This window comes from Dellaglioa sp. CoH-55-MRSF-8 (assembly GCF_056782195.1).
On the sequence record NZ_JBXAYH010000001.1, the window covers coordinates 147,235 to 170,715 of the forward strand.

Below are 23,481 nucleotides of genomic sequence, written 5' to 3' on the forward strand. Positions count from 1 at the left end.
ATACAAAATCATATATTGAAAACCTTTTCATTTCTGTCAGATGTAGTATTGGTAGGTAGAAGAAAGGGGTAAAAATTATGATATATACATGTACATTGAATCCAGCTATTGATCTTTTTATCCAAACCGATGAAATGAAAAAAAATATTGTTAATAGAACGGAAAATTATGAAATACAAGCGAATGGTAAAGGAGTTAATGTTAGTTTTATTCTAAAAAAGAAAGGCGTAGAAAGTACTGCTATTGGAGTTGGTGGAGGATTTACTAATGCGTATATTGAGTCTGAGTTGGCAAGGTGCAATATAAAAACTGATTTTGTACATATCGATGCTAATACACGAATTAATGTTTTTACAAGAGTAATTCAGCAAGATACGGAGTATAAATTAGTAAATAAAGGTCCACATGTTAGTGATGATGAAATAAATCAGTTCATGGATAAGATTCAAAATTTAGATGAAAAGGATACATTAGTTGTATCTGGTAGTTTATCTGACGGAATCTCTGAAGAAATTTTAATTAGTATCGCAAAGCAGGCGCAGGAAAAAGGATATAAGCTAGTTTTGGATACTAGTTATCAAACCGTACTGGATACATTGAAATATAATCCTTATATTTTAAAACCAAATGATGAAGAATTAATGAGTTGGTTTGGCGTAGAACATAAACTATCTCAACATGAATTGATAACTTATTCAAAAGAATTAATTAAATTGGGTGCACAAAATATTTTATTATCATTGGGTGGCGGTGGTGCAATGTTTATAAATAAAGAGGTTGTGTTATATGGAACTGTCCCTAAAGGAACCGTTGTTAACACGGCTGGGGCCGGCGACACCATGTTGGGAACTTTTTTAGCAGGGGTAGCGATAGGGGACAAAAAAATAGAAGAAGTATTTAGAGAAAGTATAGCAGCCGCGAGTTCAACGGCATTTTCAAAAGGGTTAACAGATTTTTCGAATGTAAAAGAGCTGACTAAGCAGGTAAAAATATCTAATATTAAGGAGGAATTAAGATGACAAAATATAAAATAATTGCAGCTACTGGATGTCCAACAGGAATTGCGCATACATACATGGCGCAAGAGGCCTTAGAACAAGCCGCTAAAAAAAGAGGTATATCAATTAAAGTTGAAACTCATGGTCAAAGTGGTATAGAAAATGCGTTTTCACAACAAGAAATTGATGATGCTGATGGTGTAATAATTGCGTCAGATAAAGATGTAGATATTGATCGATTCGATGGTAAAAAAATGATAAATGTGTCAGTTACGAAAGGTATGAAAGAGGCAGATGTATTAATTGATCAAATATTGACAGATGATAATTTACCTACCTATCATCGAAAAGGAGCAAAAATTTCATCGAATGAAGAAACAGTAAATTTATCTGGCTCATTTTGGCACAAAATGTATGTGTACGTGATGAATGGAGTGTCACATATGTTACCAATAGTAGTTGCTGGGGGAGTGTTAACAGCCGTATCATTTTTTTGGGGAATTAATTCAGCAGACATAAAAAGCCCTCAATATAACGATATAGCACATTTATTGAACACTATTGGCGGATTTGCAATGAATCTTATGGTTCCAATTCTATGTGCCTATATAGCTGAGGCTATTGGTAAAAGACCTGGATTGATAGTTGGATTTGTAACGGGAATGATAGCATATACAAATGGAACGGGATTTTTAGGTGGAATAATTGGTGGATTTTTAGCAGGGTATACGATTTTAATATTACAGTTCTTATTAAAAAAACTACCTAAATCATTAGATGGACTGAAAGCCATTTTTATTTTACCTGTAATTGGAGTATTTTTATCAGGCTCTATTATTTGGTATCTATCAGTTCCAATGGCAACAATTAATGAAGGAATGATGACGTTTTTAAAGGGTTTAGAAAATTCAAGTCCCATTCTATTAGGATTAGTTGTTGGAATTATGTGTGCTTCAGATATGGGTGGGCCAATTAATAAAGCAGCATATTTAACCGGAACAGCTCTTTTAGCACAGGGAAATTATTTCTTTATGGCAGGAGTTTCTGCAGCGTGTATTGCGCCACCATTGGCAACAGGGTTTGCTGTACTGTTCAACAAAAAAGCATACTCAGATAAAGAGCGCAGCGCAGGTTACGTTAACTTTTTATTAGGATCAACTCATATTACAGAAGGTGCAATTCCATTTGCGGCAAAGAATCCGCTACTAAATATTCCTGCATTTATGGTTGGTTCTTCGATTGCTGCGATTTTAACCTATGTAACTAGAATTAGTGTACCGGCTCCACATGGTGGATTTATTGTATTACCGTTAGTGAATAAACCATTACTGTGGGTATTATGGATTATTATTGGATCACTTGTATCTGCTGTCTTACTAGCCGCTATTGCTGGTCGCCAAGCTAAAAAAAATAATAGTTTAGTGATGAATGTAGGTAGTAATACCAACTTTGAACAAGAGCAAGATAATGATATAAAAATGAATGAAAATGAATTCGATAATATATTGAAAAGAAAAAACATTGAATTGAACGTAGCCGTTTCTGATAAAGAAGAACTCTTACATTTTTTAGCAAATTTTGCTAAAAAATTAGGATATACGAATAATGAAAGTTATATTTTAAATAAGTATAAGATTCGTGAGTCTGAGGGAACGACAGGGATGGAAAAAGGCATTGCGATACCTCATGCACAGGATGAATCGATTAATAAATCAGCAATGCTAATTGTTAAATTACGTGAGCCTATTGAATGGGAAACATTTGATAATCAGCCAGTAGATACAGTTATCTCATTTCTAATTCCAGAAAAAGATGATGGAAAGCATTTACAGTATTTATCAAATACATCGAAATTACTTGTCCATGACTCATTTGTGGAAGAATTAAAAAAATCGAATACAGTTGATGATATATACAACCTATTTAAAGAAAATATTAATAAGTAGATAAAATTGAGCTACAAAGCTACGTATATACTAAAAAAGTACAAGTGTTTAATGATAAGCGAAAATTCATTCTAAGTAAACAAGTTCAAATTTTGTTGACTATTAGAATGGATTTTTTTAGTTCGCCTTTTATTTAGCTAGTCCATAGCTAGTATCAATATAAGAATAAACAGTGTCTAAATTATTTTGGCCATTTAATAAAATTGAAACCCAGTGTTTTTTATTCATATGGTACCCTGGAAAAATTTGATTTTTGTCTATTTTATTGATGAGCAGGTCAGGATCCATTCGAATATTAAGTATTTCAACTAATTTCTCGGAATCCAAGCCTATTTTAGTTGCTGGAATTTTCATTAAAGCGGCATACCATTTTTTAGAATCTGATCGACGTAAAACAGCGTCATTTGGAAACTGTTTCCAGAGGAATTCTAGATTGGTCTGATAATGTTCTTGTACATAATTAATGATAGATTGTGAATCAGCAGTTTGGAATACTGGAGTAGTTTCAAAACAACTAGCAACAATTAAATCCAGTTGTTCAATCACTGATTTTCTGATTGAACTGACAAATGATCCTGTTGCAGACTGATTTTTATAAAGTGTATATTCTTCTTTAGTTAGAGCATCAATAATAGTAGTATTAATTTTTTCAGAGGGGGAAATTGAGACGGTTAGTATAAATTGATTATTAAGAATTGAAACTTGATAATTATAGATTTCTTCTGCTGTTTTTGTAAAACCATATGGAATCAATGAATCTACCTTTAGTTTCAAATGACTAAATGAATTATAAGCAAAAAAGTCTGTTAGCATAGTGCATCTCCTTTTATAAATTATATAAACAATTAACAGTAGCATACCTTATATTTCTAATTTTAGACTTTAAAGGACTAATTATATAGTATAAAATAGAAAAATTAATATAGACTATTTTATCTAGGAATAAATTGAGTTAAACTGTACTATTATGATTCATTTAACTAGGAGATTTAATCATGCAAAAGACGTTGATTGCGGCAATTATTGTTATTAATTTTATATTTATCTGTTATTTTATGCGTGATTTAATGAGACATAAATCAGACTTCATGAAAGAACCGGCCAGTTCAGTATGGACACCAATATCGCAGATTGTTATTTTTTTCTTTTCTACTTTTGGAATTTCAGATTTTGCCATATCAACAGCAATATACCAGAAAGCTAATTGGGTTTCTATGAAAAAATTACCAGGTACGTTAAATGCGCAAGATGTTATTCCAATATTTGTCATGTCGCTGGCGTATATTACAAGTATCAATGTTGGTACTAAGACGTTACTAGTCTGTATTATTTGCCAAGTGCTGGGTGCTTATATTGGTCCGAGATTTGTTGTTAGATTACCTGAAAATAGTATTAGATCATTTGTTATCGTTGGATTACTTGTTGCAACCGCGTTAATCATCGCTGGTAAATTAGGCCTAATCACTGCTAGTGGGACCGCTACCGAACTATTTGGCTGGAAATTAGTTGTAACAGGATTTTTATTATTTATTTATGGCGCATTAAATAATATTGGAATAGGCTCATTTTCATTAACAATGGCAACTGTCTATGCGATGGGAATGGATCCGATTGCTGCATTTCCAATTATGATGGGGGGATGTGCATTTTCTTTACCAATAGGAAGTATGCAATTTATAAAACTCAATCAATATTCTAGAAAAATAACCTTATTTTCTGTTTTTGGTATTATAGGTGTTTTAGTTGCGGTACTTTTAGTTAAGAATATTAATACAAGTGTGATTCAATGGATTGTTATTGTAGTATTATTGTATTCTGCATACAGCCTATATATAGGTAATAAAGAAGCTAAACTAATCAGAGATAAAAATAAATAAGCAAGCATATTTTAATTGAAAATGGCTAATCTGATATATACTTATAAAAAGTAAGCATATTAGTGGAGGTAGCAAAAATGAAAAGTATAGAAAAAGAAACAACGGTAAGTGAATTAATGGATAAAATTAAAGATGGAAAGTATATCCTATTTTTTTCTGCAACATGGTGCCCAGATTGTGCTTTTATTAAACCTGAAATGCCTAATATTGAATCAGAATATACTGAATACACATTCTTAGCTGTCGATCGAGATGAAAATATGGACTTAGCTGTTGAGTTAAGTGTCTTCGGTATTCCAAGTTTTATTGCATATGAAAATGGTAAAGAAACAGGACGTTTAGTTAATAAAAATCGTAAAACGAAACAAGAAGTAGAAACATTTATTAATAGTATTCCTGCGTAATTAAAAAGATTAGTTAGTATGAATAATCTGCTTTGAATTAAAAATACCCATCGAGTAAACAAGGTTTTACAGTAACTTGTTTACTCGATGGGTATTTTTAATTATTTATTTTTATCAAACACTAAGTGCGTTTATCAGAGCATCTGCTGAATGTTCAATACTTTCTTTTGTTAACGATTGATCAAAAAGAAGATAACCAAGTACAATACCACCTATAGTTGACCAAATAACCTTAAGAATTTCGAGATTATCCCAACTGACAATTAGTTTTTTTTCTTTTAGTGTATCAATAGTTGAATTGAGTGCCGTCCAGTATGGGGCGGGAATATTTTCTAATAACTGTTTAACAACCGATTTATCATAAAGTAGTTCAGAAATGAAAATTTTAAGAACTTTAGCATTTTCTTGCAAAAAAATAATTCTATTTTTTAACAAAGGACGAATTAATGAATCCAAAGTTAAATTTGAATGATCAATGGACTCGTCTAATAAGTCGTGCATTGCAGAAGGTAAGATGGATTTAATGACAGGGGCAATAATGGCGTTAAGTAAGCCTTGTTTATTGTTATATTTACTAAAAATATTACCTTCAGCCACGCCAGCTTTTTTTGCAATTTCTTTTGTACTTGTATTTGCATAGCCTTTTTCTGAGAATAATTCAATTGCGGCGATTAAAATTTGTTTTTGTTTATCTGTTATATCTCTAAATAAATCCGAGTTGGCATATAATTTTAATTCAGAATTTTTAATAATATTCACCATCCTATTTATAGCCCTATTATGACACAATTGATAGCGATGACAAAAGACAAACTTATTATTTTGATAGTTTATATTTAAAAGTTAGGGTTGACTAAACTTGTGGATAGGTTATAATCGTATTTGTAATTGATTGAGTGCTCACTCAAAAAGAAAAGAGGAATATGATTATGTTTAAAAATAAATTTTTAGGTTTCGCCATTTTAGTTTCGGTATTACTTACATTTATTATGGTGGTGATGCAAATCCCATCTGTAAAATCAGAGCTCAAAGATGTACCTGTTGCCATTGTTAATGAAGATAGTGGTAAGCAAGGTAACAAAATCGTTGAAAATCTAACTAGAAGCAAAAATAAGGCGTTAGATTGGCATATCGTTAAGAGTGATAAGGCACTTAAGAGTGCAATGGATAAACAACATTATTATGCGGCTATTGTAATTCCAAAAGATTTCTCGGCATCAATTGGAAAATTAGCTGATCCAACAACAAAAGATGTTACAAATGTAACTGTTGTAACAAATGAAGCAAAAAATGCTACATTGTCAACGACTTTAGGTTCGACACTATCAACAATAGTTACAAAAATTGGTGGTGGTATTTCAGCCGGAATTTTAACAAATATGGCAAAAGCCAATATGAGTGTCCCCGCTGTGACTGCATTGAAGTTAAATAACCCAATCACTGTAAAAACAACCGTTAGACATTCAACCGCTGGATTAACATCAGCGAATAGTTCGTTCTTCCAACCCGTCTGGATTGCAAGCATGGTTATTAGTTTATTATTATTCTACGCTGGAGATTCAAGAGAATTTAAATCAATGAAACACAAGTTTTCATTTAAATCATCATTCATTATCTCAGCTGTAGCACTTGCAATTTTAACTGGATTTGCAACAGCTACGTATGCGACATGGATTTTAGGATTTGATTTTACACATTTTATAACAATTGCATCGTTCTTATCATTTACAAGTTTTGCTTTTATAATGTTATTCTCAGGGGTATTGACATGGATTGGTTTCCCAGGGGTAATTATATTTGTCCTCTTACTATTTTTCTCAATTCCTTTATTGGCAATGGCACAACCATTAGTACCTCAATTCTACCAAGATTGGGTTCTTCCATGGTTACCAATGCGTTTCTTGTATGATGGTGCTCGCAGCATTCTTTATTATGGAGCATCTTTCTGGAACAGTTCTACAATGGGCCTAACTTATGTCTTAGCAATCGGTAGTGTCTTGTTTTTTGCCGAAGGATTATCACCCAAACATCGTAAAGTTGAAAAAGAAATTAACGATAAAATTAAAGAGATGGAAGTTAAATAGAATTCTTTAAATGAATCTTGAAATAAATTAAAAACCTCAGGGTAATCACCTTTTTAAGTGATTGCCCTGAGGTTTTTAATTTATTAATTATGGTTTTATTTTTGTCCACTTTGAATAAAAAAGTTAGCATGTTTATAGTTATAAATAGTTTGAGAAAGATCAAAAGGTTCACCGCTTACTGTATAAAAAAGTTCATCAATATAGAGTCCAGGCGAATTTTCTGGTAGTTCTAAAAGGGTTGATTCTGTCTTTTTAAGGGTGTCTGTACGTAAATATTTATCGGAGAAACCTATTTTTAATTTTAAAACTTCTTTCAAGTAATTAAAAATAGACTCACTGATTATTTCGCGATTAAGATAAGGAACAAGTTTTTTTCGATAGTAGGATCTCTCAATACAGAGAACTTGATTATCGATGTAACGAATTCTTTTTATTAAATAAACTTCCTCACCCGGAGCACAATTTAATTCCCTGGCTACATCAGCATTGGGTAGTTCAACTTTTAAATCAATCACTTTTGTAGATAATTTACTGTTTTCTAAATCTTTTGTAAAGCCCATGTTCGTCATTAGAGCGATGTAACCGTCTCTTTTTTGACGACGAACAAAAATTCCGCTACCTTGTACTTGATAAATAATACCCTTATCTTCTAAAGTTGTGAGAGCTTTAACGAGTGTCGTCTTACTGACGGCATATTTGGCAATAAGTTCATTTAGACTAGGGAGTTGCGTCCCTTGATTCAAATTTTTATTTTTAATTGCAAGCTCAATTTGATCAGCAATTTCTTGATACTTTAACATTTCATGCCTCCATTAAAATAATGTATCCTTTATTGTATAACATTGTTCCCGCCTTGTACATCTAGATGAAAAGGGTTACAAAAAAAGTGTTGACTTATTGTGCACGTACAATTAAAATATACATATACAAAGATTTGTAAGGGTTTACAATTTTTTTCTATTTATTCGTTTTTATCTGAGGAGGAGAAAAATATGGCAAGTAAGGTTAGAGATTATACAAAATTAGCTACAGATATTTTAGAAGCAATTGGTGGAGAAAAAAATTTAGCAGGAGCAACGCATTGTGCGACACGGTTACGACTAGTGCTACATGAGGTTCCTTCAGATGCTAAAGAAAAAATATCAGCAATGGCAGGCGTTATCACTGTTGTTGAAAGTGGTGGACAATTCCAAGTAGTTATTGGACCACATGTTGCGGATGTTTATGATGCATTCTCAGCAATGATTGATAGTTCAGAAGTAGAGGAAGTAGAAGCACCAAAAACAAGTATAATGAATCGAGTTATTGCAACAATGTCTGCGGTTTTTGCCCCATTCGTTTACATATTGGCCGCGGCAGGTATTATTCAAGGGAGTTTAATTCTAATTACTTTAGCTATGCCAAATTTTCCTAAAAGTGGTACATATCAAGTTTTAAGCTTTATTTCTTGGGCACCATTTACGTTCTTACCAATATTTATTGCCATAACGGCAGCTAAACATTTTAAAACAAACAGTTTAATCGCTGTTGCATGTTGTGCTGCATTAGTTAGTCCCACATGGGCAGAGATGGCTGGAACTATTGCTAGCGGTACAAGTATTAACTTTATGGGTATTCCATTATCTCAAACAGTTTATACATCATCAGTATTGCCACCATTATTTTTAGTTTGGATTCTTTCTTATCTTGAAAGATTCTTGAGTAAAAAGATACCTGACATTATTAAAGAACTTGCTGTTCCATTATTATGTCTATTAATTATGGTTCCTTTAACAATCTTAATTATTGGACCACTTTCATCTCTTGGAGCTGAAGGAATCGCAAAAGGATATAATTATTTAGTTAAAGTTGCACCACCTTTAGCAGGTGTTATTATTGGTGGTTTCTGGCAAGTACTTGTTATTTTTGGTATCCATTGGGGTGTTACGCCAATGGTTATGGCCAATTTCAAAATGAATGGAATGGACTCATTTCAGGCTTTTCAAACAATTGCAGTGGTCGCACAAGTTGGTGCTGTTTTAGGTGTATTTATTAAGTCTAAGAACAGAGAATTAAAAAATATATCTCTTTCAGCATTTATTACAGGATTATTTGGGATTACAGAACCAGCAATTTATGGTGTGACATTAAGATTTAAAAAACCATTTATCTTTGGTTGTATTTCAGGAGCGTTTGGTGCATTAATTACAAGTTTCTTTAATTCATATTATTTTGCTTATGCTGGACTACCAAGTTTATTAACCATTGTAAATGCAATTAGTCCTAAATACCCACACTCATTTATTGGTATGGTTGTTGGATGTATTGTAGCAATTGTGGGTTCAGTTCTACTTGTTCAAATTTTTGGTACGGGTGAAACAGTTAGTGAAGTCGCAACAATGGAAGCACAGTTAGATGATGCACCAGCTAAGGTCGCACCAGTTATGAGTACGCCAGTAATAAATGCACCAGGCGTTGTTAATAGCCCTGTAACAGGGAAAGTAATTGCGTTAACAGAAGTAGAGGATGAAGTATTTTCATCTGGTGCAATGGGCAAAGGTGTTGCTGTAAATCCAACGGATAATAAAATATATGCACCATTTGATGGTCAGGTTGTCATGACTACAGAGACACAACATGCGATTGGATTAAAATCTGTAGATGGTGTAGAAGTTTTAATTCATATTGGAATGGATATCGTTGAATTAAAAGGAAAATATTTTGCAACACAAGTTAAAAATCATGATTATGTAAAAATGGGTGATTTACTTGTTGAATTTGATCAAGAGAAGATAAAAGAATCAGGATTTTCAGTAGTAACACCTGTAATTGTGACTAATTCAGATGATTACGAAGATGTTATTGCGTATACGCAAAATGAAATTCACCATGGAGAACCAATAATGGAATTAATTCCAAAAGGAGAAAAATAAAATGTCTAAATTACCGAAGGATTTTTTGTGGGGTGGCGCTTTGGCTGCTCATCAGTTTGAAGGCGGCTGGAATGTTGATGGAAAAGGGCCAAGTGTTATTGATGTGATGACTGCAGGAGCAAATGGTGTTCCGCGGGAAATTACGGAAACTATTGAAACAGATAAATTTTATCCGAATCATGATGCAATTGATTTTTATCATCATTACAAAGAAGATATTCAATTTTTCTCTGAAATGGGATTGAAGTGCTTACGAACATCAATCGCGTGGTCACGTATTTTCCCAATGGGAGATGAAAGCGAACCAAATGAAGCGGGATTACAATTTTATGATGATGTTTTTGATGAATTATTAAAAAAAGGTATTCAACCAGTGATTACCCTATCGCATTTTGAAATGCCACTCCATTTAGCTAAAGAATATGGTGGTTTTAGAAATCGTAAATTAATTGATTTTTTTGAAAATTTTGCTACGGTTTGCTTTAAACGTTATCAATCTAAAGTAAAATATTGGATGACATTTAATGAAATTAATAATCAAATGGATACAAATAACCCCATCTTTTTGTGGACTAATTCTGGAGTTATTGTGAACGATGGTGAAAATCCCAAAGAAATTATGTATCGAGTTGCACATAACGAACTCTTGGCTAGCGCTAAGGCGGTTATTGCTGGTAAAAAAATTAATTCTGATTTTGAAATAGGATGCATGGTATCACACGTACCAATTTATCCTTATTCATGTGATCCGGAAGATATCATGGCTGCTGAAGAGGCAATGCATCAACGCTTCTTTTTCCCAGATGTTCATGTTCGTGGAGAATACCCACGTTATGCACTAAAAGAGTTTGAACGTCACAATTATGATGTTGGGATTCAAGAAGGCGATATGGAGATATTGAAAAAAGGGACAGTTGATTATCTAGGATTCAGTTACTATATGTCAACAGTTGTTAAAGCAGATGCTGAAGCAGATCATTTAGGTGATGTTGTGAATGGTGGACTACCTAATGGGGTTCCTAATCCGTATATTAAATCTAGTGACTGGGGCTGGGCAATTGATCCCGATGGTTTACGATATACGTTAAATCGATTATATGATCGCTATCAGTTACCGTTATTTATTGTTGAAAATGGTTTTGGCGCGATTGACAAGCTTGAAGATAATCATGAAATTCATGATCCTGAACGTGTAAGTTATCTAAAAGAACATATTGAAGCAATCGAAAAAGCAGTTGATTATGATGGTGTTGAAGTCTTAGGATATACACCATGGGGTGTTATTGATTTAGTATCATTTACAACTGGTGAGATGAAAAAGCGTTATGGTATGATTTATGTTGATCGTGATAATGAGGGCAATGGATCGATGAAACGTTATAAAAAAGACTCATTTACTTGGTATAAAAATGTAATTGAAACAAATGGAGAAAGTCTTTAAAAGTTATTATAGAAAGAAAAAGCATCTCATTTATTAATAAATGAGATGCTTTTTGATTAATAAAAAAACAAATGACAACCGGTTGACATAAAAATATAAACAGGTTATACTTTGGTTATTCTTTCAGAAAGCGCTTTCTAAAAGTTGAGTTTATAGGTACAGGCAATTGCTATTTTTTAGTGAAATGGGACATTTATTAAACAAATAGAATGGGGTAAATAGAATGGAAAACAAAGTAAACGTAGATACAAATCAAGTTGAAGAAATTCCTCTTTTTCGAAAACTAAGTTATTCACTTACAGATTTTGGCGGAAATATTCTATTTGTAAGTATTAGTACGTACTTGTTATATTTTTATACAGATGTTTTTGGAATTGGGATTGGTGTAGCTGGAACTATCTTGCTCGTCACACGATGCGTTGATATGTTTGATGCACCAATATGGGGCTTTTTAATTGATCATACACATACAAAATGGGGACAAAGTCGGCCGTATTTCTTGTGGTTATGTGTACCATTTGCATTCTTTACATGGTTAACATTTACTACACCGAATTTATCGGGATCGTCCAAAGTTATCTATGCATCAGTTGTTTACGTCATTGCAGGAATTATATATACCGGAATTAGTACCCCTATGACGTCGATTTTACCTAACTTAACAAATGATTCAGACCAAAGAACGGTTTTGAATTCATATCGAATGGTTGGAGGAAATGTTGGTCTATTGGTTGCTAATGGTGTTGTTTTACCATTAGTTCAAATATTAGGGCAAGGAAATGATCGTAAAGGATTCTCATATGCAATGATTATTTTAGGGATTATCTCCATTATTGCCTTTTTAATTGCCTTTTTAAATTTACGAGAAATTAATACAACGATTACGAAATCAATATCATTAAAACAGAGTGTTAAAGCAACAAAAAGTAATTGGCCTTGGATTTTATTGGTTATTTCCAACTTATTCTATTGGATTGGAACAACTGTTAGAAGTTCAGGCATGATTTATTATTTTCAATATAATATCCATGCAAAATCATTAGTCGCAGTTGCTGGTTCTTTATCTGTTGTTGCTGTTATAGGGATGATATCAATTCCATTACTTGTTAAACGTACAAATAAAAGAACGGTTCTAATTGGAGCACTATTGATGGGAGCAATCTGTAACATGTTGCTTCAAGCAGTTGGTAGTAATCAAGTTTGGGTTGTTATCTTATATTGCCTAGGATCAATTGGAACGGGTGTTGCAGCTGCAATGCCATTCCTAATGTTGGCTGATGCGGTTGATTTTGGTCAATGGAAAACAGGAATCAGAGCCAGTGGCTTTTTAACAGCTATTGGAAGTGCATTCTGTGTTAAAGCAGGTAGTGGGATTGGCGGATTTATTCCATCACAAGTAATGCAATTCTTTGGATATATACCCAATCACACTCAAACGAGTCAATCTTTATTAGGCATTAACTTAAGTTTTATCTGGATTCCAGCCATGCTGTTCATACTTGCTGCAGTTCCAATGTTTTTCTATGGTAAATTTGAACGAAATGAAGATAAAGTTAGATTAGAATTAGCTAAAAAAGAAGCAGCTTAAAAAGTTAATGGTGGGGATAATGGTTTTGCTTATTTTATGGTAAACTAAGAGTACTAAAAGTTAAGCGGTAACAATTTAACTAAAATTAGACGACTTAGGAGCAAATAAAATGCAAAATCCAAAACTTGATGATGTCGCTGAATTGGCAGGCGTTTCTAAAACGACTGTATCTAGGGTGTTGAACAATAGAGGTTATCTTAGCGAAAAGACAGTTAAAAAGGTTCGTGATGCTGTGAAAGAGTTACATTATCAGCCTAATGATGTTGCAAGACAATTATTTAATAAAGAAACAAAACTAATAGGGCTTATTTTCCCAACCATTGCGAATCCTTTTTTTGGACAATTAGCTTACCATTTAGAAACGAAACTTTTTAATAGAGGTTATAAGGTTCTTATCGGTAACTCAAAAAATGATTCAGAAAAAGAAGTGACTTATTTACGTAAACTAATGGCAAATCAAGTTGATGGGCTAATTGTTGGAGCACATAATGAAGGAATTGAAGAATATCATAATACAAATTTACCAATTGTCGCAATTGATAGAATTATGAATGGTGATATTCCGGTCGTTTCTTCTGATAATTATAGTGGCGGTAAAATGGCAACAGAATTGCTATTAGAACATGGGGCAACCTCAATTGTACATACAAATGGACCTTATGATTTAGAAACGCCTGCTCGAGATAGACGTAGGGCATACGAGAAAATTATGAGTGAACATGGGTTGCCAGCCGTAACGTATACAATTGATTTTAATTGGACAGAAACAGAAAAAACAAAAGTTATTAAAAGAATTTTTGAGGATCTTAAACGAGTGGATGGTATTTTTGCTTCGAATGATACAGACGCTAGTTTGATCATAAAAATAGCTAGAGAATATGGCAAACGAGTACCTGAAGATTTACTTGTTATTGGCTATGATGGGACAGATGTTGTTCGATTATTTAAACCAGAACTAACAACAATTATTCAACCAATTGAACAGATGGCTGATGCAGCTATTGATATTTTAATGAAGAAAATAGAAGGTAAAGAGACACCTATGCAAGTAGTACTACCGGTACAATTATATAAAGGAGAAACGGCATAGTAGGTGCGTTTTTATTTTAAGATAATGACAACCGGTTAACATATAGAACGAGGAGAAGACAATTTTGAAAAATGAAACGATTAATTATCCAGAGGTAACTGATGAAAGATATCGATTAAAGTATCATATTACGGCACCAGCAGGTTGGATGAATGATCCAAATGGGTTTTGCTTTTTTAAAGGGTACTATCACATCTTTTATCAACATCATCCAAATTCAACACAGTGGGGACCAATGCATTGGGGTCATTCAAGAAGTAAAGATTTAGTTAATTGGGAAAGCTTACCAATTGCTTTGGTTCCTGGTGATCAAGAAGATCAGGATGGCTGTTTTTCAGGTAGCGCAATTGTGAAGGATGAGCGTCTCTATTTAATTTATACAGGACATAATTTGAAAGACAAAAATGATCCGGATAGTTATTGGCAGAATCAAAACCTAGCCGTTAGTGATGATGGCATAACTTTTGAAAAATTTGCTGGTAATCCAGTGATTTCAATGCCTCCTGTAGATAATGATGCTGATTTTAGAGATCCAAAAATTTGGTTTGAAAATGGAAAATATAATATTGTAATCGGAAGCAAAAATAAGGATGGCTTGGGTCGAGTTCTTATGTATAACTCAGATGATTTAGAACATTGGGACTACTTAGGACCTATTGCAACTGCTAAATCAGTTGATTCTGAAGGATTCGTTTGGGAATGTCCTGACCTTTTCGAAATTGACGGACAAGACGTTTTAGTAATGTCACCACAAGGAATTAAAGCTGATAAATTAAAATATAGAAATTTCTTCCAAACAGGATATCTGACTGGAAAATTTGATGAAGAGACACATTCATTACATCATGGTGAGTTCACTGAATTAGATTATGGACATGATTTCTATGCAACACAATCAATGGTTACGCCTGACGGTAGAAGGATCATATTTGCATGGATGGACATGTGGGAGAGCCCCATGCCAGAACAGGAAGATGGTTGGGCAGGCGCACTAACATTTCCAAGAGAATTAAATATGAAAAATGGTAAATTATTGATGACACCAGTTGAAGAAATTAAAAAATTGCGCGAAAAAGTATTATTAGATGTCACTAAACCTAAGGATACAACCACTATTTTTGAAGCCCCTACAAAGAGTTTTGAGTATTTAGCGAACTTTAATGGGCAAGAAAATGTCAGCGTTAAAATTAAAAATAGCGATAATAAATTATTAATAAAAGTTAGCTATCAAGCTGCAACAGGTAAGGTAACATTACAAAAGTATAATGACGATTTACTTCGAGAAACTAATGTGAGCGTTGCCAATGAATTGGATGTTCATTTATTAATGGACAACAGTTCAGCAGAATTATTTGTGAATAATGGAGAAGCATGTTTCTCTGAAAGGGTTTATGATGAAAAGGAACTTATAGTTGAAACAAGTAGCGATTCAACTAATTATGATATTAAAATATATGAACTTGGAGGAACAATGTAATGTTATTAGGAAGTATTGAAGCAGGTGGCACTAAATTTGTATGCGCGGTAGGTAACGAAGATTATCAAGTAAAGGATCAAATTCAAATTCCCACGACTACACCTGTTGAAACATTAACGGCAGTCGTAGACTATTTTAAGCAATTTGAAATAGCTGCACTTAGTGTTGCCTCATTTGGACCAATTGAAATCAGAAAAACGTCACCTAAATATGGATTTATCACGAAAACACCAAAACCGGGTTGGGGTGATACGGATTTCTTGGGATTTCTTAAGGGCAAACTGGATATTCCAACATTTTGGACAACGGATGTAAATGGTTCAGCTTACGGTGAATATACAATGTCGACATTGTTTAATGAGAAAATTAATTCACTTGTTTATTACACAATTGGAACTGGTGTGGGCGCTGGAGCAGTAATTGATGGCCACTTAGTTGGCGGTATTGGCCATCCTGAAATGGGCCATGTCTTAGTTAAGAGACATCCTGATGATCTTGATTTTAAAGGTGTCTGTCCATTTCATGGTGATTGTTTAGAGGGCTTAGTTGCTGGACCAACATTTGAAGCACGGACTGGTAAAAAAGGTAAAGATGTCCCATTAACAGACAAAACTTGGGATATTATGGCCTACTATATTGCTCAGGCTGCCGTTCAAACAACGTTAAGTTTACGTCCTAATAAAATTATTTTTGGGGGCGGCGTTACAAATGATGTTTTATTGGAAAAAGTGCGACATGAATTCAAAGAAATTTTAAATGATTATGTTGACGTTCCTCCATTAGATCAATATATTACAGCACCACAAGTTGCTAATAATGGATCAGCCAATGTTGGAAACTTCGCTTTAGCTGAAAAAATGTTATCTGAATGATAGGGTTATTTAACAAAATTGGAGGGTAAAATAATGACAAACAAAAATTATTATGATGTAACAAAATGGCCTATTGGTAACCCGTACGAAGATATTGGGGAAGTTATTAATAGTATTATTACTGATATTAAAAGTCATCAAACTGATAGTAATAGCAATGATGGTGGAAAACCAGGGGCAGTTATTTATCTACCACCAGCTGATTATCACTTGCGTACACAAGTCTTAATAGATATTAGTTTTCTTAAAATTCAAGGATCTGGGCATGGATTTACGTCATCAAGCATTCGGTTTAACGTACCACAAAACGAATGGTCAAATTTACATGAATTATGGCCTGGTGGTAGTCGTGTTCTTGTTGACCTCGATCCTAAAACAACGGATGAAGAATCTGAAGGTGCAGCTTTCTATGTTGCAAGAGAAGGAAATCCGCGTATTAGTTCAGTCGAATTTTCGAACTTTAATATTGATGGGTTACACTTTATTGATGATGGCACAGGCGAAAAAAATCCAGAAAATACGTATGTGAATGGTAAGACTGGAATTTATGTTGCAAGTGCACAAGATTCATTCCGTATTACAGAAATGGGTTTTGTTTACTTAGAACATGGTGTAACCATTTATAACGCAGATGCATTAACAATCCACGATAATTTTATTGCTGAATGTGGTAATTGTATTGAACTACGTGGATGGGGACAAGCTTCGAAAGTAACTGAAAATTTAATGGGCGCTGGATTTAATGGCTATACCATTTTTGCGGAAAACTTCGGAGGACTGCTAATTACGACTAATAATATTTTCCCAAGAGGTGCAAGTAGCATTTCATTATCTGGCGTGACGAAATCGTCTGTTACAAATAATCGCATTCATGCATTTTATCCCGGAATGGTTATTTTAGATGATAATTGCTCAGAGATATTGGTTTCTTCAAACCATATGCTGCATGATCAAGAACCGTGGGCGCCTATGCAACATCGAGATAATGGATTAGACGATTTATATGGGCTGTTATCAATTAGCGGTAATGATAATTCCGTCATTGGAAATCATTTTTCAGAAACGGTTGATCAAAACACGCTTAAACCAGTTGGTGCAACACCGGTCATTATCCGACTTGCTGCCGGACATGGTAATTATATTGCAAATAATAATGTTGTGGCTACAGAAATTCAATCAGGTAGTGGCGATTCAGCATTTTCTGCACAAGTAGATGCGTTACTAGCAACCGAAGAATTAAAAAAAGTCACAGTAACAACTGTTTTGGTTGAAAAGAAGTCAACGCAAAATACAATTTTAGATTCTGGAAGCAATGAACAAGTTATTTTGGATAAAAATGTGAATGCTTTTAGAGCAACACCAACCGTCCCAAAAAAACAGTAATTTTAAATAAATGATTTAATTTGTGCCACTTTGATAAAATAGGACTATAATGAAAGTTGAAGTTAGAACTTAATATAACTGTCCAAATCAAAAGAGGCGATAGCAATGGCAAAGTTGAGTAAAGAACAACGCAAAGCAATGGCTCAAAAAGCAATGGACGAACGTGCTAAACATCCACAAGCTGAAAAAAAACAATCAGGTTTTAAATTTATTGAAGATGAATCAACTAAGTTAGGTGCAGAAAAAAACTAATTATAAAAGTTCAAAGATTAATTCTAAGTATTCTTGGAATTAATCTTTTTTTAGTTAACTAAAAATATTAAATTGGGTGTAAGTCATGTACAATTTGAATGATAGATAATTTAATGAGGAGTGATAATCGATGTTAATTAAACAAGTACATATTGAAAATAAAGAAGAATTACAAGATATTCGAGTAGAAAATGGCATGTTTACTGAGATTGGGGTAAATTTACAACAAAATGCTGATGAAAAAGTCATTGATGCAACCGATAAATTGATGTTACCGCCATTTGTTGATCCACATGTTCATTTGGATTCAACGCTCACAGCAGGTGATCCGGAATGGAACGAATCTGGGACTTTATTTGATGGCATTCGGATTTGGTCTGAACGTAAAAAGACGTTAACCCATGAAGATGTTAAAGAACGTGCTGTTACAGCATTAAAAATGCAGGCAGCCCATGGTGTTCAGTTTGTTCGTTCACATGTTGATGTGACTGATCCTGATTTAGTGGCTTTGAAAGCTTTAATTGAGGTCCGCGAAGAAGTTAAACCTTGGATGGAATTACAATTAGTTGCTTTCCCACAAGAAGGTATTTTATCATTTCCAAATGGGAAGGAATTAATGACAAAAGCTGCTGAATTAGGAGTGGATGCAATTGGTGCAATTCCCCATTTTGAATTTAATAGAGAATATGCAGTTGAATCACTCCATTTCGCTTTTGAATTGGCTCAGAAATATAATTTATTATTTGATGCACATACGGATGAAATCGATGATCCTAGTTCTCGTAGCTTGGAAACCGTTGCGACATTAGCTTTAGAAACAGGGATGAAAGATAAGGTTACAGCATCACATACAACAGCGATGGGTTCATATGATGATGCTTATTTGTACAAATTAATGCGTTTATTGAAGATGTCAGAAATGAACTTTATTGCTAATCCACTTGTAAATATGTTCTTAGGTGGACGTTTTGACACATATCCAAAGCGTCGTGGGTTAACACGCGTCAAAGAATTGGATGAGAATGGGTTGAACGTTGCATTTGGTGAAGATGACATCAAAGATCCATGGTATCCAATGGGAGATGGCAACATGTTAGACGCCTTGCACATGGGATTACATGCGACTCAGATTATGGGTTATAGTCAAATTATGAATGCTTACCGATTTGTGACGACTAATGGCGCTAAATCTATGCATGTTATGGATCATTATGGAATTGAAGTTGGAAAACCAGCTAATTTCGTCATTATGGATAGTGATAATTTTTATGATGCGTTGAATACACGTGCTGCCGTTATGTTATCAGTCCATAATGGTGATGTGATTAGTGAAACCAAGCCAGCAGAAACCCAGTTATATATCTAGTAAGTAATCGTTTTGGTAGCGCCTTCTTGATTTGAATGCTAGAATCAAGGCATGACTTGAAAAGGGGTAATAAAATGAAAATGATTAATTTAGGCGATAGCGAACTTCAAGTATCATCTGTCGGTTTGGGATGCATGCGCATGCCAGAATTGTCGACTGGGCAAGCTGCAGAAATGATTCAAACATCAGTTGATCATGGCATTAATTTCTTTGATCACGCAGATATTTATGGTGCAGGAAAAGCTGAAGAAGTGTTTGCGGCAGGATTTACTGAAACTGGGTTATCACGTGAAGACATTATTCTTCAATCAAAATGTGGTATCGTTCCAGGTGTAGAGTATAATTTTACTGCTGAACACATTGAAAAAAGTGTTGACGGTATTTTAAAACGATTAAATACGGAATATATTGATAGCTTATTGTTACACAGACCTGATACGTTAATGGAACCTGAAGCTATTGCTCGTGTATTTGAAAAACTACAAAAATCTGGAAAAGTACGTCATTTTGGTGTTAGTAATTTCTATCCTGGGCAAGTTGATTTATTACAACAAGCTTTGGATATGAAACTATTAGTTAACCAACTCCAATTCGGTGTCATGCACACTGGAATGATTGATTTGGGAACAAATGTGAATATGGTTAATGATGCTGGAATTAATCGTGATGGCGGTATTTTAGAATATTCGCGTCTTAAAAAAATGACGATTCAAGCATGGTCACCATTCCAATACGGATTCTTTGAAGGTACATTCTTAGATAATCCAAAATTTGCTGAATTAAATGAAGTTTTAAACCGTTTAGCTAAAGAAAAAGAAACAACTAATACTGGAATCGCAACAGCATTTATTCTACGTCACCCAGCTAAAATGCAGGTGATTGCTGGAACAATGAACGCAAAAAGAATTGTTGAAATTGCGAATGCTTCAGAACTTGAGCTAACACATGAAGAATGGTACGAAATTTATCGTGCAGCAGGAAATAAATTACCATAAATGAAAAAATTAAAGTAACTAACTAATTACTATTTTAGTTGGTTACTTTTTATATTAAGCGTATGAAAATTTCGTAGTTAACATACTGGGTATGGTAAAATTAGAATTAATAGGTGGTGGATTTGATTTGGAAAACAAATATGAGCATGTTTATCGTGAAATTAAAGCGAAAATTGTCGCGGGTGAATATGAAGTAAACGATAAATTAATGACTGAATCACAGTTAATGTCGATTTACGAATCTAGTCGTTATGCGGTTCGTAAAGCAATTGGTGATTTAGAGAATGCAGGGTATGTCTACCGAATACAAGGTGGCGGTATCTTCGTTAATGATTGGCATACTGTAAAAAAAGTGACACAAAATAATAAAATAATTGGTGTCATGACGACACATATTGCTGATTATATTTTTCCAAATATTATCACTGGAATAGATCGTATTATTTCTGAAGAGGGATATACAATCATGCTAAGTAATACGCTTGATAATGCTGAAAAAGAACGATATAGCCTTTTAAGAATGCTTGAAATGAATTTATCTGGACTAATCGTAGAACCAACACAAAGCGCATTAATAAATAAAAATAAGGATTTATACGAAAAGATAGTGGCGCAAAAAATACCAGTCCTTTTTATTAATGCACATTATGAAAACTTGGAAATTCCATACTTAGAGTTAAATGATTTTAATGGTAGTGAGGTTGCTACAGAGCATTTGATAAATGAAGGACATGGAAAAATACTTGGTATTTTTAAAGTGGATGATAAACAAGGTCAGTTAAGAATGAATGGATTCGTGCAAGCTTATATGGAACATTCAGCTATTTCATACCAAAGTGAGATATTGATGTACCAATCTGCTGATTCAATGCAAAATATCTATAAAAAAATTGAAAAGATTCTGCATAGATCGGATCATCCAACCGCGATTGTTTGTTACAATGACCAGCTTGCCATTAAATTAATAGATATTGTTAAGTCGATGGGAATGAAAATTCCTGAAGATATCTCAATTGTTGGTTTTGATGATTATCAATTATCAAAATATATGTCACCTAAATTAACAACAATTAGACATCCAAAGGAAAAAATGGGCCGAGAAGCTGCGACGATGTTATTAAAAATGATTAATTCTAAAACAATGTCGGCGAAATCTGTCGTATATGATGCAAAGCTAATCATTCGAGAAAGCGTTAAAAATAGGAATTAAAGCATGATAAGTATTACTCAAATTTGAGTAATACTTATTTTTTTGAAATTCATTCGAACAAATAAAAATAACTATTGATTTGTTCGAATGAATGTGAGAAAATGACCTTGTTGATAAATGCAAACGTTTTCAGAAAACGGTTGCTGTAGGTTTTTCGGTTGGTCGTACCAATCGGACAATAAAATTTGGAGGTGTCATATGCAAAAAGAAAAGAAAATATCTAGTAAGTTTATTTACTTTTTTGGGTCATTCGGAGGAATTTTGTTCGGATACGATATCGGGGTTATGACGGGGGCTTTACCATTCTTGCAAAAAGATTGGGCTCTTCAAAATAGTGCCGGAACCGTTGGTTGGATTACTTCAGGAGTTATGTTCGGTGCCATCTTTGGTGGCGCGTTAGCCGGTAAGCTTTCAGATAAGCTAGGTCGACGTAAAATGATTTTGATGTCAGCTATTATTTTCGTTATTGGTTCATTACTCGCATCATTCTCACCAAATAATGGCCAAATGTATTTAATTATTGTTCGTATTTTCCTTGGACTAGCAGTTGGTGCTTCATCAGCATTAGTACCAGCATACATGTCAGAAATGTCTCCGGCTAAATTACGAGGACGACTATCAGGAATTAATCAAACAATGATTGTTTCCGGAATGTTACTTTCATATATTATGGATTTTCTATTAAAAGATTTACCTGAAGCATGGGCATGGCGCGTTATGCTTGGCTTAGCAGCAGTACCAGCTGTTGTTTTATACTTTGGGGTTTCACGTTTACCAGAATCACCTCGTTTCTTAGTTAAAACAAATAAAGTTGATGAAGCTCGCCAAGTATTAACTTGGATTCGTCCAGCTAATGAAGTTGAACAAGAATTAGCTGATATTCAAACTACTGCGGGTGAAGAAAATCATATTGAAAAAACATCAATGGTTCAATTATTCACAGGTAAATATCGTTACTTAGTTATGGCCGGTGTTGGTGTTGCTGCATTCCAACAATTCCAAGGGGCTAACGCAATCTTCTATTACATTCCTTTAATTGTTGAAAAAGCAACTGGGAATGAAGCAAGTTCAGCACTAATGTGGCCAATTATTCAAGGGATTATCCTTGTCTTAGGTTCACTCTTATTCTTAGTTATTGCAGATAAATTTAAACGTAGAACACTTTTAATTCTTGGCGGTTTAGTAATGGGACTATCATTTATCTTACCTACAATCATTAACATGGTTGTACCAAATACGAGTCCTATGATGATTGTTGTTTTCTTATGTATCTACGTTGCATTCTACTCATTTACATGGGCTCCACTTACATGGGTATTAGTTGGTGAATTATTCCCATTAGCTGTTCGTGGAAGTGCTTCAGGAATTGCATCTTCAGCTAACTGGATTGGATCATTCTTAGTAGGACTATTATTCCCTATTATGACAGCTTCAATGCCACAAGATGCTGTGTTCGCAATCTTCGGAATCATTTGTTTATTAGGTGTTCTATTCATTCGTTTCTTCGTTCCAGAAACACGTGGTCGCTCATTAGAAGAAATTGAAAAAGAAGGTACAAGAAATTAAGTAACCTATACGTTAGGAGT

20 protein-coding genes are annotated in these 23,481 nt (G+C 33.8%); 17 read left to right on the forward strand and 3 right to left on the reverse strand.

Annotated elements, in window-relative coordinates; genetic code table 11:
- Positions 1-77: 77 nt before the first annotated feature.
- Together pfkB and AC1RPW_RS00725 are read left to right on the forward strand one after the other, a co-directional pair.
- Positions 78-1,019, forward strand: coding sequence for a 1-phosphofructokinase (gene pfkB, locus AC1RPW_RS00720; RefSeq protein ID WP_481761027.1), 942 nt, complete (start codon positions 78-80; stop codon positions 1,017-1,019).
- The gene (locus tag AC1RPW_RS00725; protein WP_481761026.1) at positions 1,016-2,944 is read left to right on the forward strand and encodes a fructose-specific PTS transporter subunit EIIC; all 1,929 of its coding nucleotides are present in this window, start codon (positions 1,016-1,018) and stop codon (positions 2,942-2,944) included. The genes pfkB and AC1RPW_RS00725 overlap by 4 nt, the downstream gene beginning before the upstream one ends.
- 129 nt (positions 2,945-3,073) lie before the next feature.
- Here AC1RPW_RS00725 and AC1RPW_RS00730 read toward each other — a convergent pair whose 3' ends face one another.
- Positions 3,074-3,757 (reverse strand): MmcQ/YjbR family DNA-binding protein, encoded by a 684-nt coding sequence (locus AC1RPW_RS00730; RefSeq protein ID WP_481761025.1) that lies wholly within the window; start codon positions 3,755-3,757, stop codon positions 3,074-3,076.
- A 182-nt stretch (positions 3,758-3,939) separates the two neighbouring features.
- Between AC1RPW_RS00730 and AC1RPW_RS00735 the strand changes: the two genes are divergently transcribed.
- Together AC1RPW_RS00735 and AC1RPW_RS00740 are read left to right on the forward strand one after the other, a co-directional pair.
- Positions 3,940-4,821, forward strand: coding sequence for a sulfite exporter TauE/SafE family protein (locus tag AC1RPW_RS00735; protein ID WP_481761024.1), 882 nt, complete (start codon positions 3,940-3,942; stop codon positions 4,819-4,821).
- 77 nt (positions 4,822-4,898) lie between these two features.
- Complete coding sequence (locus AC1RPW_RS00740) at positions 4,899-5,225, forward strand: thioredoxin family protein (protein WP_481761023.1); 327 nt, start codon at positions 4,899-4,901, stop codon at positions 5,223-5,225.
- A 114-nt stretch (positions 5,226-5,339) separates the two neighbouring features.
- Here the strand turns inward: AC1RPW_RS00740 and AC1RPW_RS00745 are convergent, their stop codons facing one another.
- Entirely contained in the window at positions 5,340-5,987 is a 648-nt protein-coding gene (locus tag AC1RPW_RS00745) for a TetR/AcrR family transcriptional regulator (RefSeq protein WP_481761022.1), read from the reverse strand.
- Between the two features lie 167 nt (positions 5,988-6,154).
- On the opposite strand from AC1RPW_RS00745, the gene AC1RPW_RS00750 reads away from it, so the two are divergent.
- Positions 6,155-7,309, forward strand: coding sequence for a YhgE/Pip domain-containing protein (locus AC1RPW_RS00750; RefSeq protein ID WP_481761021.1), 1,155 nt, complete (start codon positions 6,155-6,157; stop codon positions 7,307-7,309).
- A gap of 95 nt (positions 7,310-7,404) precedes the next feature.
- Here AC1RPW_RS00750 and AC1RPW_RS00755 read toward each other — a convergent pair whose 3' ends face one another.
- Complete coding sequence (locus AC1RPW_RS00755) at positions 7,405-8,109, reverse strand: GntR family transcriptional regulator (protein ID WP_481761020.1); 705 nt, start codon at positions 8,107-8,109, stop codon at positions 7,405-7,407.
- Between the two features lie 192 nt (positions 8,110-8,301).
- On the opposite strand from AC1RPW_RS00755, the gene AC1RPW_RS00760 reads away from it, so the two are divergent.
- The 12 genes from AC1RPW_RS00760 to AC1RPW_RS00815 all read left to right on the forward strand — a co-directional run bounded on the left by AC1RPW_RS00760 (position 8,302) and on the right by AC1RPW_RS00815 (position 23,461).
- On the forward strand, positions 8,302-10,221 hold the full coding sequence (locus AC1RPW_RS00760; protein ID WP_481761019.1) for a beta-glucoside-specific PTS transporter subunit IIABC: 1,920 nt from the start codon (positions 8,302-8,304) through the stop codon (positions 10,219-10,221).
- 1 nt (position 10,222) lies between these two features.
- Entirely contained in the window at positions 10,223-11,662 is a 1,440-nt protein-coding gene (locus AC1RPW_RS00765; protein WP_481761018.1) for a 6-phospho-beta-glucosidase, read from the forward strand.
- A 223-nt stretch (positions 11,663-11,885) separates the two neighbouring features.
- Positions 11,886-13,250, forward strand: coding sequence for an MFS transporter (locus tag AC1RPW_RS00770; protein ID WP_481761017.1), 1,365 nt, complete (start codon positions 11,886-11,888; stop codon positions 13,248-13,250).
- A gap of 109 nt (positions 13,251-13,359) precedes the next feature.
- Positions 13,360-14,340, forward strand: coding sequence for a LacI family DNA-binding transcriptional regulator (locus tag AC1RPW_RS00775; RefSeq protein WP_481761016.1), 981 nt, complete (start codon positions 13,360-13,362; stop codon positions 14,338-14,340).
- A gap of 64 nt (positions 14,341-14,404) precedes the next feature.
- Positions 14,405-15,817 (forward strand): glycoside hydrolase family 32 protein, encoded by a 1,413-nt coding sequence (locus AC1RPW_RS00780; RefSeq protein ID WP_481761015.1) that lies wholly within the window; start codon positions 14,405-14,407, stop codon positions 15,815-15,817.
- On the forward strand, positions 15,817-16,689 hold the full coding sequence (gene scrK, locus AC1RPW_RS00785; protein WP_481761014.1) for a fructokinase ScrK: 873 nt from the start codon (positions 15,817-15,819) through the stop codon (positions 16,687-16,689). The genes AC1RPW_RS00780 and scrK overlap by 1 nt, the downstream gene beginning before the upstream one ends.
- 33 nt (positions 16,690-16,722) lie before the next feature.
- Positions 16,723-18,072, forward strand: a complete 1,350-nt coding sequence (locus tag AC1RPW_RS00790) for a NosD domain-containing protein (RefSeq protein ID WP_481761013.1) — start codon at positions 16,723-16,725, stop codon at positions 18,070-18,072.
- 105 nt (positions 18,073-18,177) lie between these two features.
- Positions 18,178-18,324, forward strand: a complete 147-nt coding sequence (locus tag AC1RPW_RS00795) for a hypothetical protein (protein ID WP_409021777.1) — start codon at positions 18,178-18,180, stop codon at positions 18,322-18,324.
- 130 nt (positions 18,325-18,454) lie between these two features.
- Positions 18,455-19,690, forward strand: a complete 1,236-nt coding sequence (gene codA, locus AC1RPW_RS00800) for a cytosine deaminase (protein WP_481761012.1) — start codon at positions 18,455-18,457, stop codon at positions 19,688-19,690.
- 74 nt (positions 19,691-19,764) lie between these two features.
- On the forward strand, positions 19,765-20,685 hold the full coding sequence (locus AC1RPW_RS00805) for an aldo/keto reductase (RefSeq protein ID WP_481761011.1): 921 nt from the start codon (positions 19,765-19,767) through the stop codon (positions 20,683-20,685).
- 91 nt (positions 20,686-20,776) lie between these two features.
- Positions 20,777-21,895 (forward strand): GntR family transcriptional regulator, encoded by a 1,119-nt coding sequence (locus tag AC1RPW_RS00810; protein ID WP_481761010.1) that lies wholly within the window; start codon positions 20,777-20,779, stop codon positions 21,893-21,895.
- Positions 21,896-22,093: 198 nt separating this feature from the next.
- Positions 22,094-23,461, forward strand: coding sequence for a sugar porter family MFS transporter (locus tag AC1RPW_RS00815; RefSeq protein WP_481761009.1), 1,368 nt, complete (start codon positions 22,094-22,096; stop codon positions 23,459-23,461).
- Positions 23,462-23,481 lie beyond the last annotated feature (20 nt).

Excerpts from the sequence above, each read along its gene's own strand:
- scrK (WP_481761014.1), top strand. The coding sequence starts at position 15,817 with ATGTTATTAGGAAGTATTGAAGCAGGTGGCACTAAATTTGTATGCGCG.
- AC1RPW_RS00805 (WP_481761011.1), top strand. The coding sequence starts at position 19,765 with ATGAAAATGATTAATTTAGGCGATAGCGAACTTCAAGTATCATCTGTC.
- codA (WP_481761012.1), top strand. The coding sequence starts at position 18,455 with ATGTTAATTAAACAAGTACATATTGAAAATAAAGAAGAATTACAAGAT.
- AC1RPW_RS00810 (WP_481761010.1), top strand. The coding sequence starts at position 20,777 with ATGGTAAAATTAGAATTAATAGGTGGTGGATTTGATTTGGAAAACAAA.
- AC1RPW_RS00815 (WP_481761009.1), top strand. The coding sequence starts at position 22,094 with ATGCAAAAAGAAAAGAAAATATCTAGTAAGTTTATTTACTTTTTTGGG.
- pfkB (WP_481761027.1), top strand. The coding sequence starts at position 78 with ATGATATATACATGTACATTGAATCCAGCTATTGATCTTTTTATCCAA.
- AC1RPW_RS00750 (WP_481761021.1), top strand. The coding sequence starts at position 6,155 with ATGTTTAAAAATAAATTTTTAGGTTTCGCCATTTTAGTTTCGGTATTA.
- AC1RPW_RS00795 (WP_409021777.1), top strand. The coding sequence starts at position 18,178 with ATGGCAAAGTTGAGTAAAGAACAACGCAAAGCAATGGCTCAAAAAGCA.
- AC1RPW_RS00745 (WP_481761022.1), bottom strand. The coding sequence starts at position 5,987 with ATGGTGAATATTATTAAAAATTCTGAATTAAAATTATATGCCAACTCG.
- AC1RPW_RS00760 (WP_481761019.1), top strand. The coding sequence starts at position 8,302 with ATGGCAAGTAAGGTTAGAGATTATACAAAATTAGCTACAGATATTTTA.
- AC1RPW_RS00735 (WP_481761024.1), top strand. The coding sequence starts at position 3,940 with ATGCAAAAGACGTTGATTGCGGCAATTATTGTTATTAATTTTATATTT.
- AC1RPW_RS00730 (WP_481761025.1), bottom strand. The coding sequence starts at position 3,757 with ATGCTAACAGACTTTTTTGCTTATAATTCATTTAGTCATTTGAAACTA.
- AC1RPW_RS00765 (WP_481761018.1), top strand. The coding sequence starts at position 10,223 with ATGTCTAAATTACCGAAGGATTTTTTGTGGGGTGGCGCTTTGGCTGCT.
- AC1RPW_RS00775 (WP_481761016.1), top strand. The coding sequence starts at position 13,360 with ATGCAAAATCCAAAACTTGATGATGTCGCTGAATTGGCAGGCGTTTCT.
- AC1RPW_RS00740 (WP_481761023.1), top strand. The coding sequence starts at position 4,899 with ATGAAAAGTATAGAAAAAGAAACAACGGTAAGTGAATTAATGGATAAA.
- AC1RPW_RS00725 (WP_481761026.1), top strand. The coding sequence starts at position 1,016 with ATGACAAAATATAAAATAATTGCAGCTACTGGATGTCCAACAGGAATT.
- AC1RPW_RS00770 (WP_481761017.1), top strand. The coding sequence starts at position 11,886 with ATGGAAAACAAAGTAAACGTAGATACAAATCAAGTTGAAGAAATTCCT.
- AC1RPW_RS00755 (WP_481761020.1), bottom strand. The coding sequence starts at position 8,109 with ATGTTAAAGTATCAAGAAATTGCTGATCAAATTGAGCTTGCAATTAAA.
- AC1RPW_RS00790 (WP_481761013.1), top strand. The coding sequence starts at position 16,723 with ATGACAAACAAAAATTATTATGATGTAACAAAATGGCCTATTGGTAAC.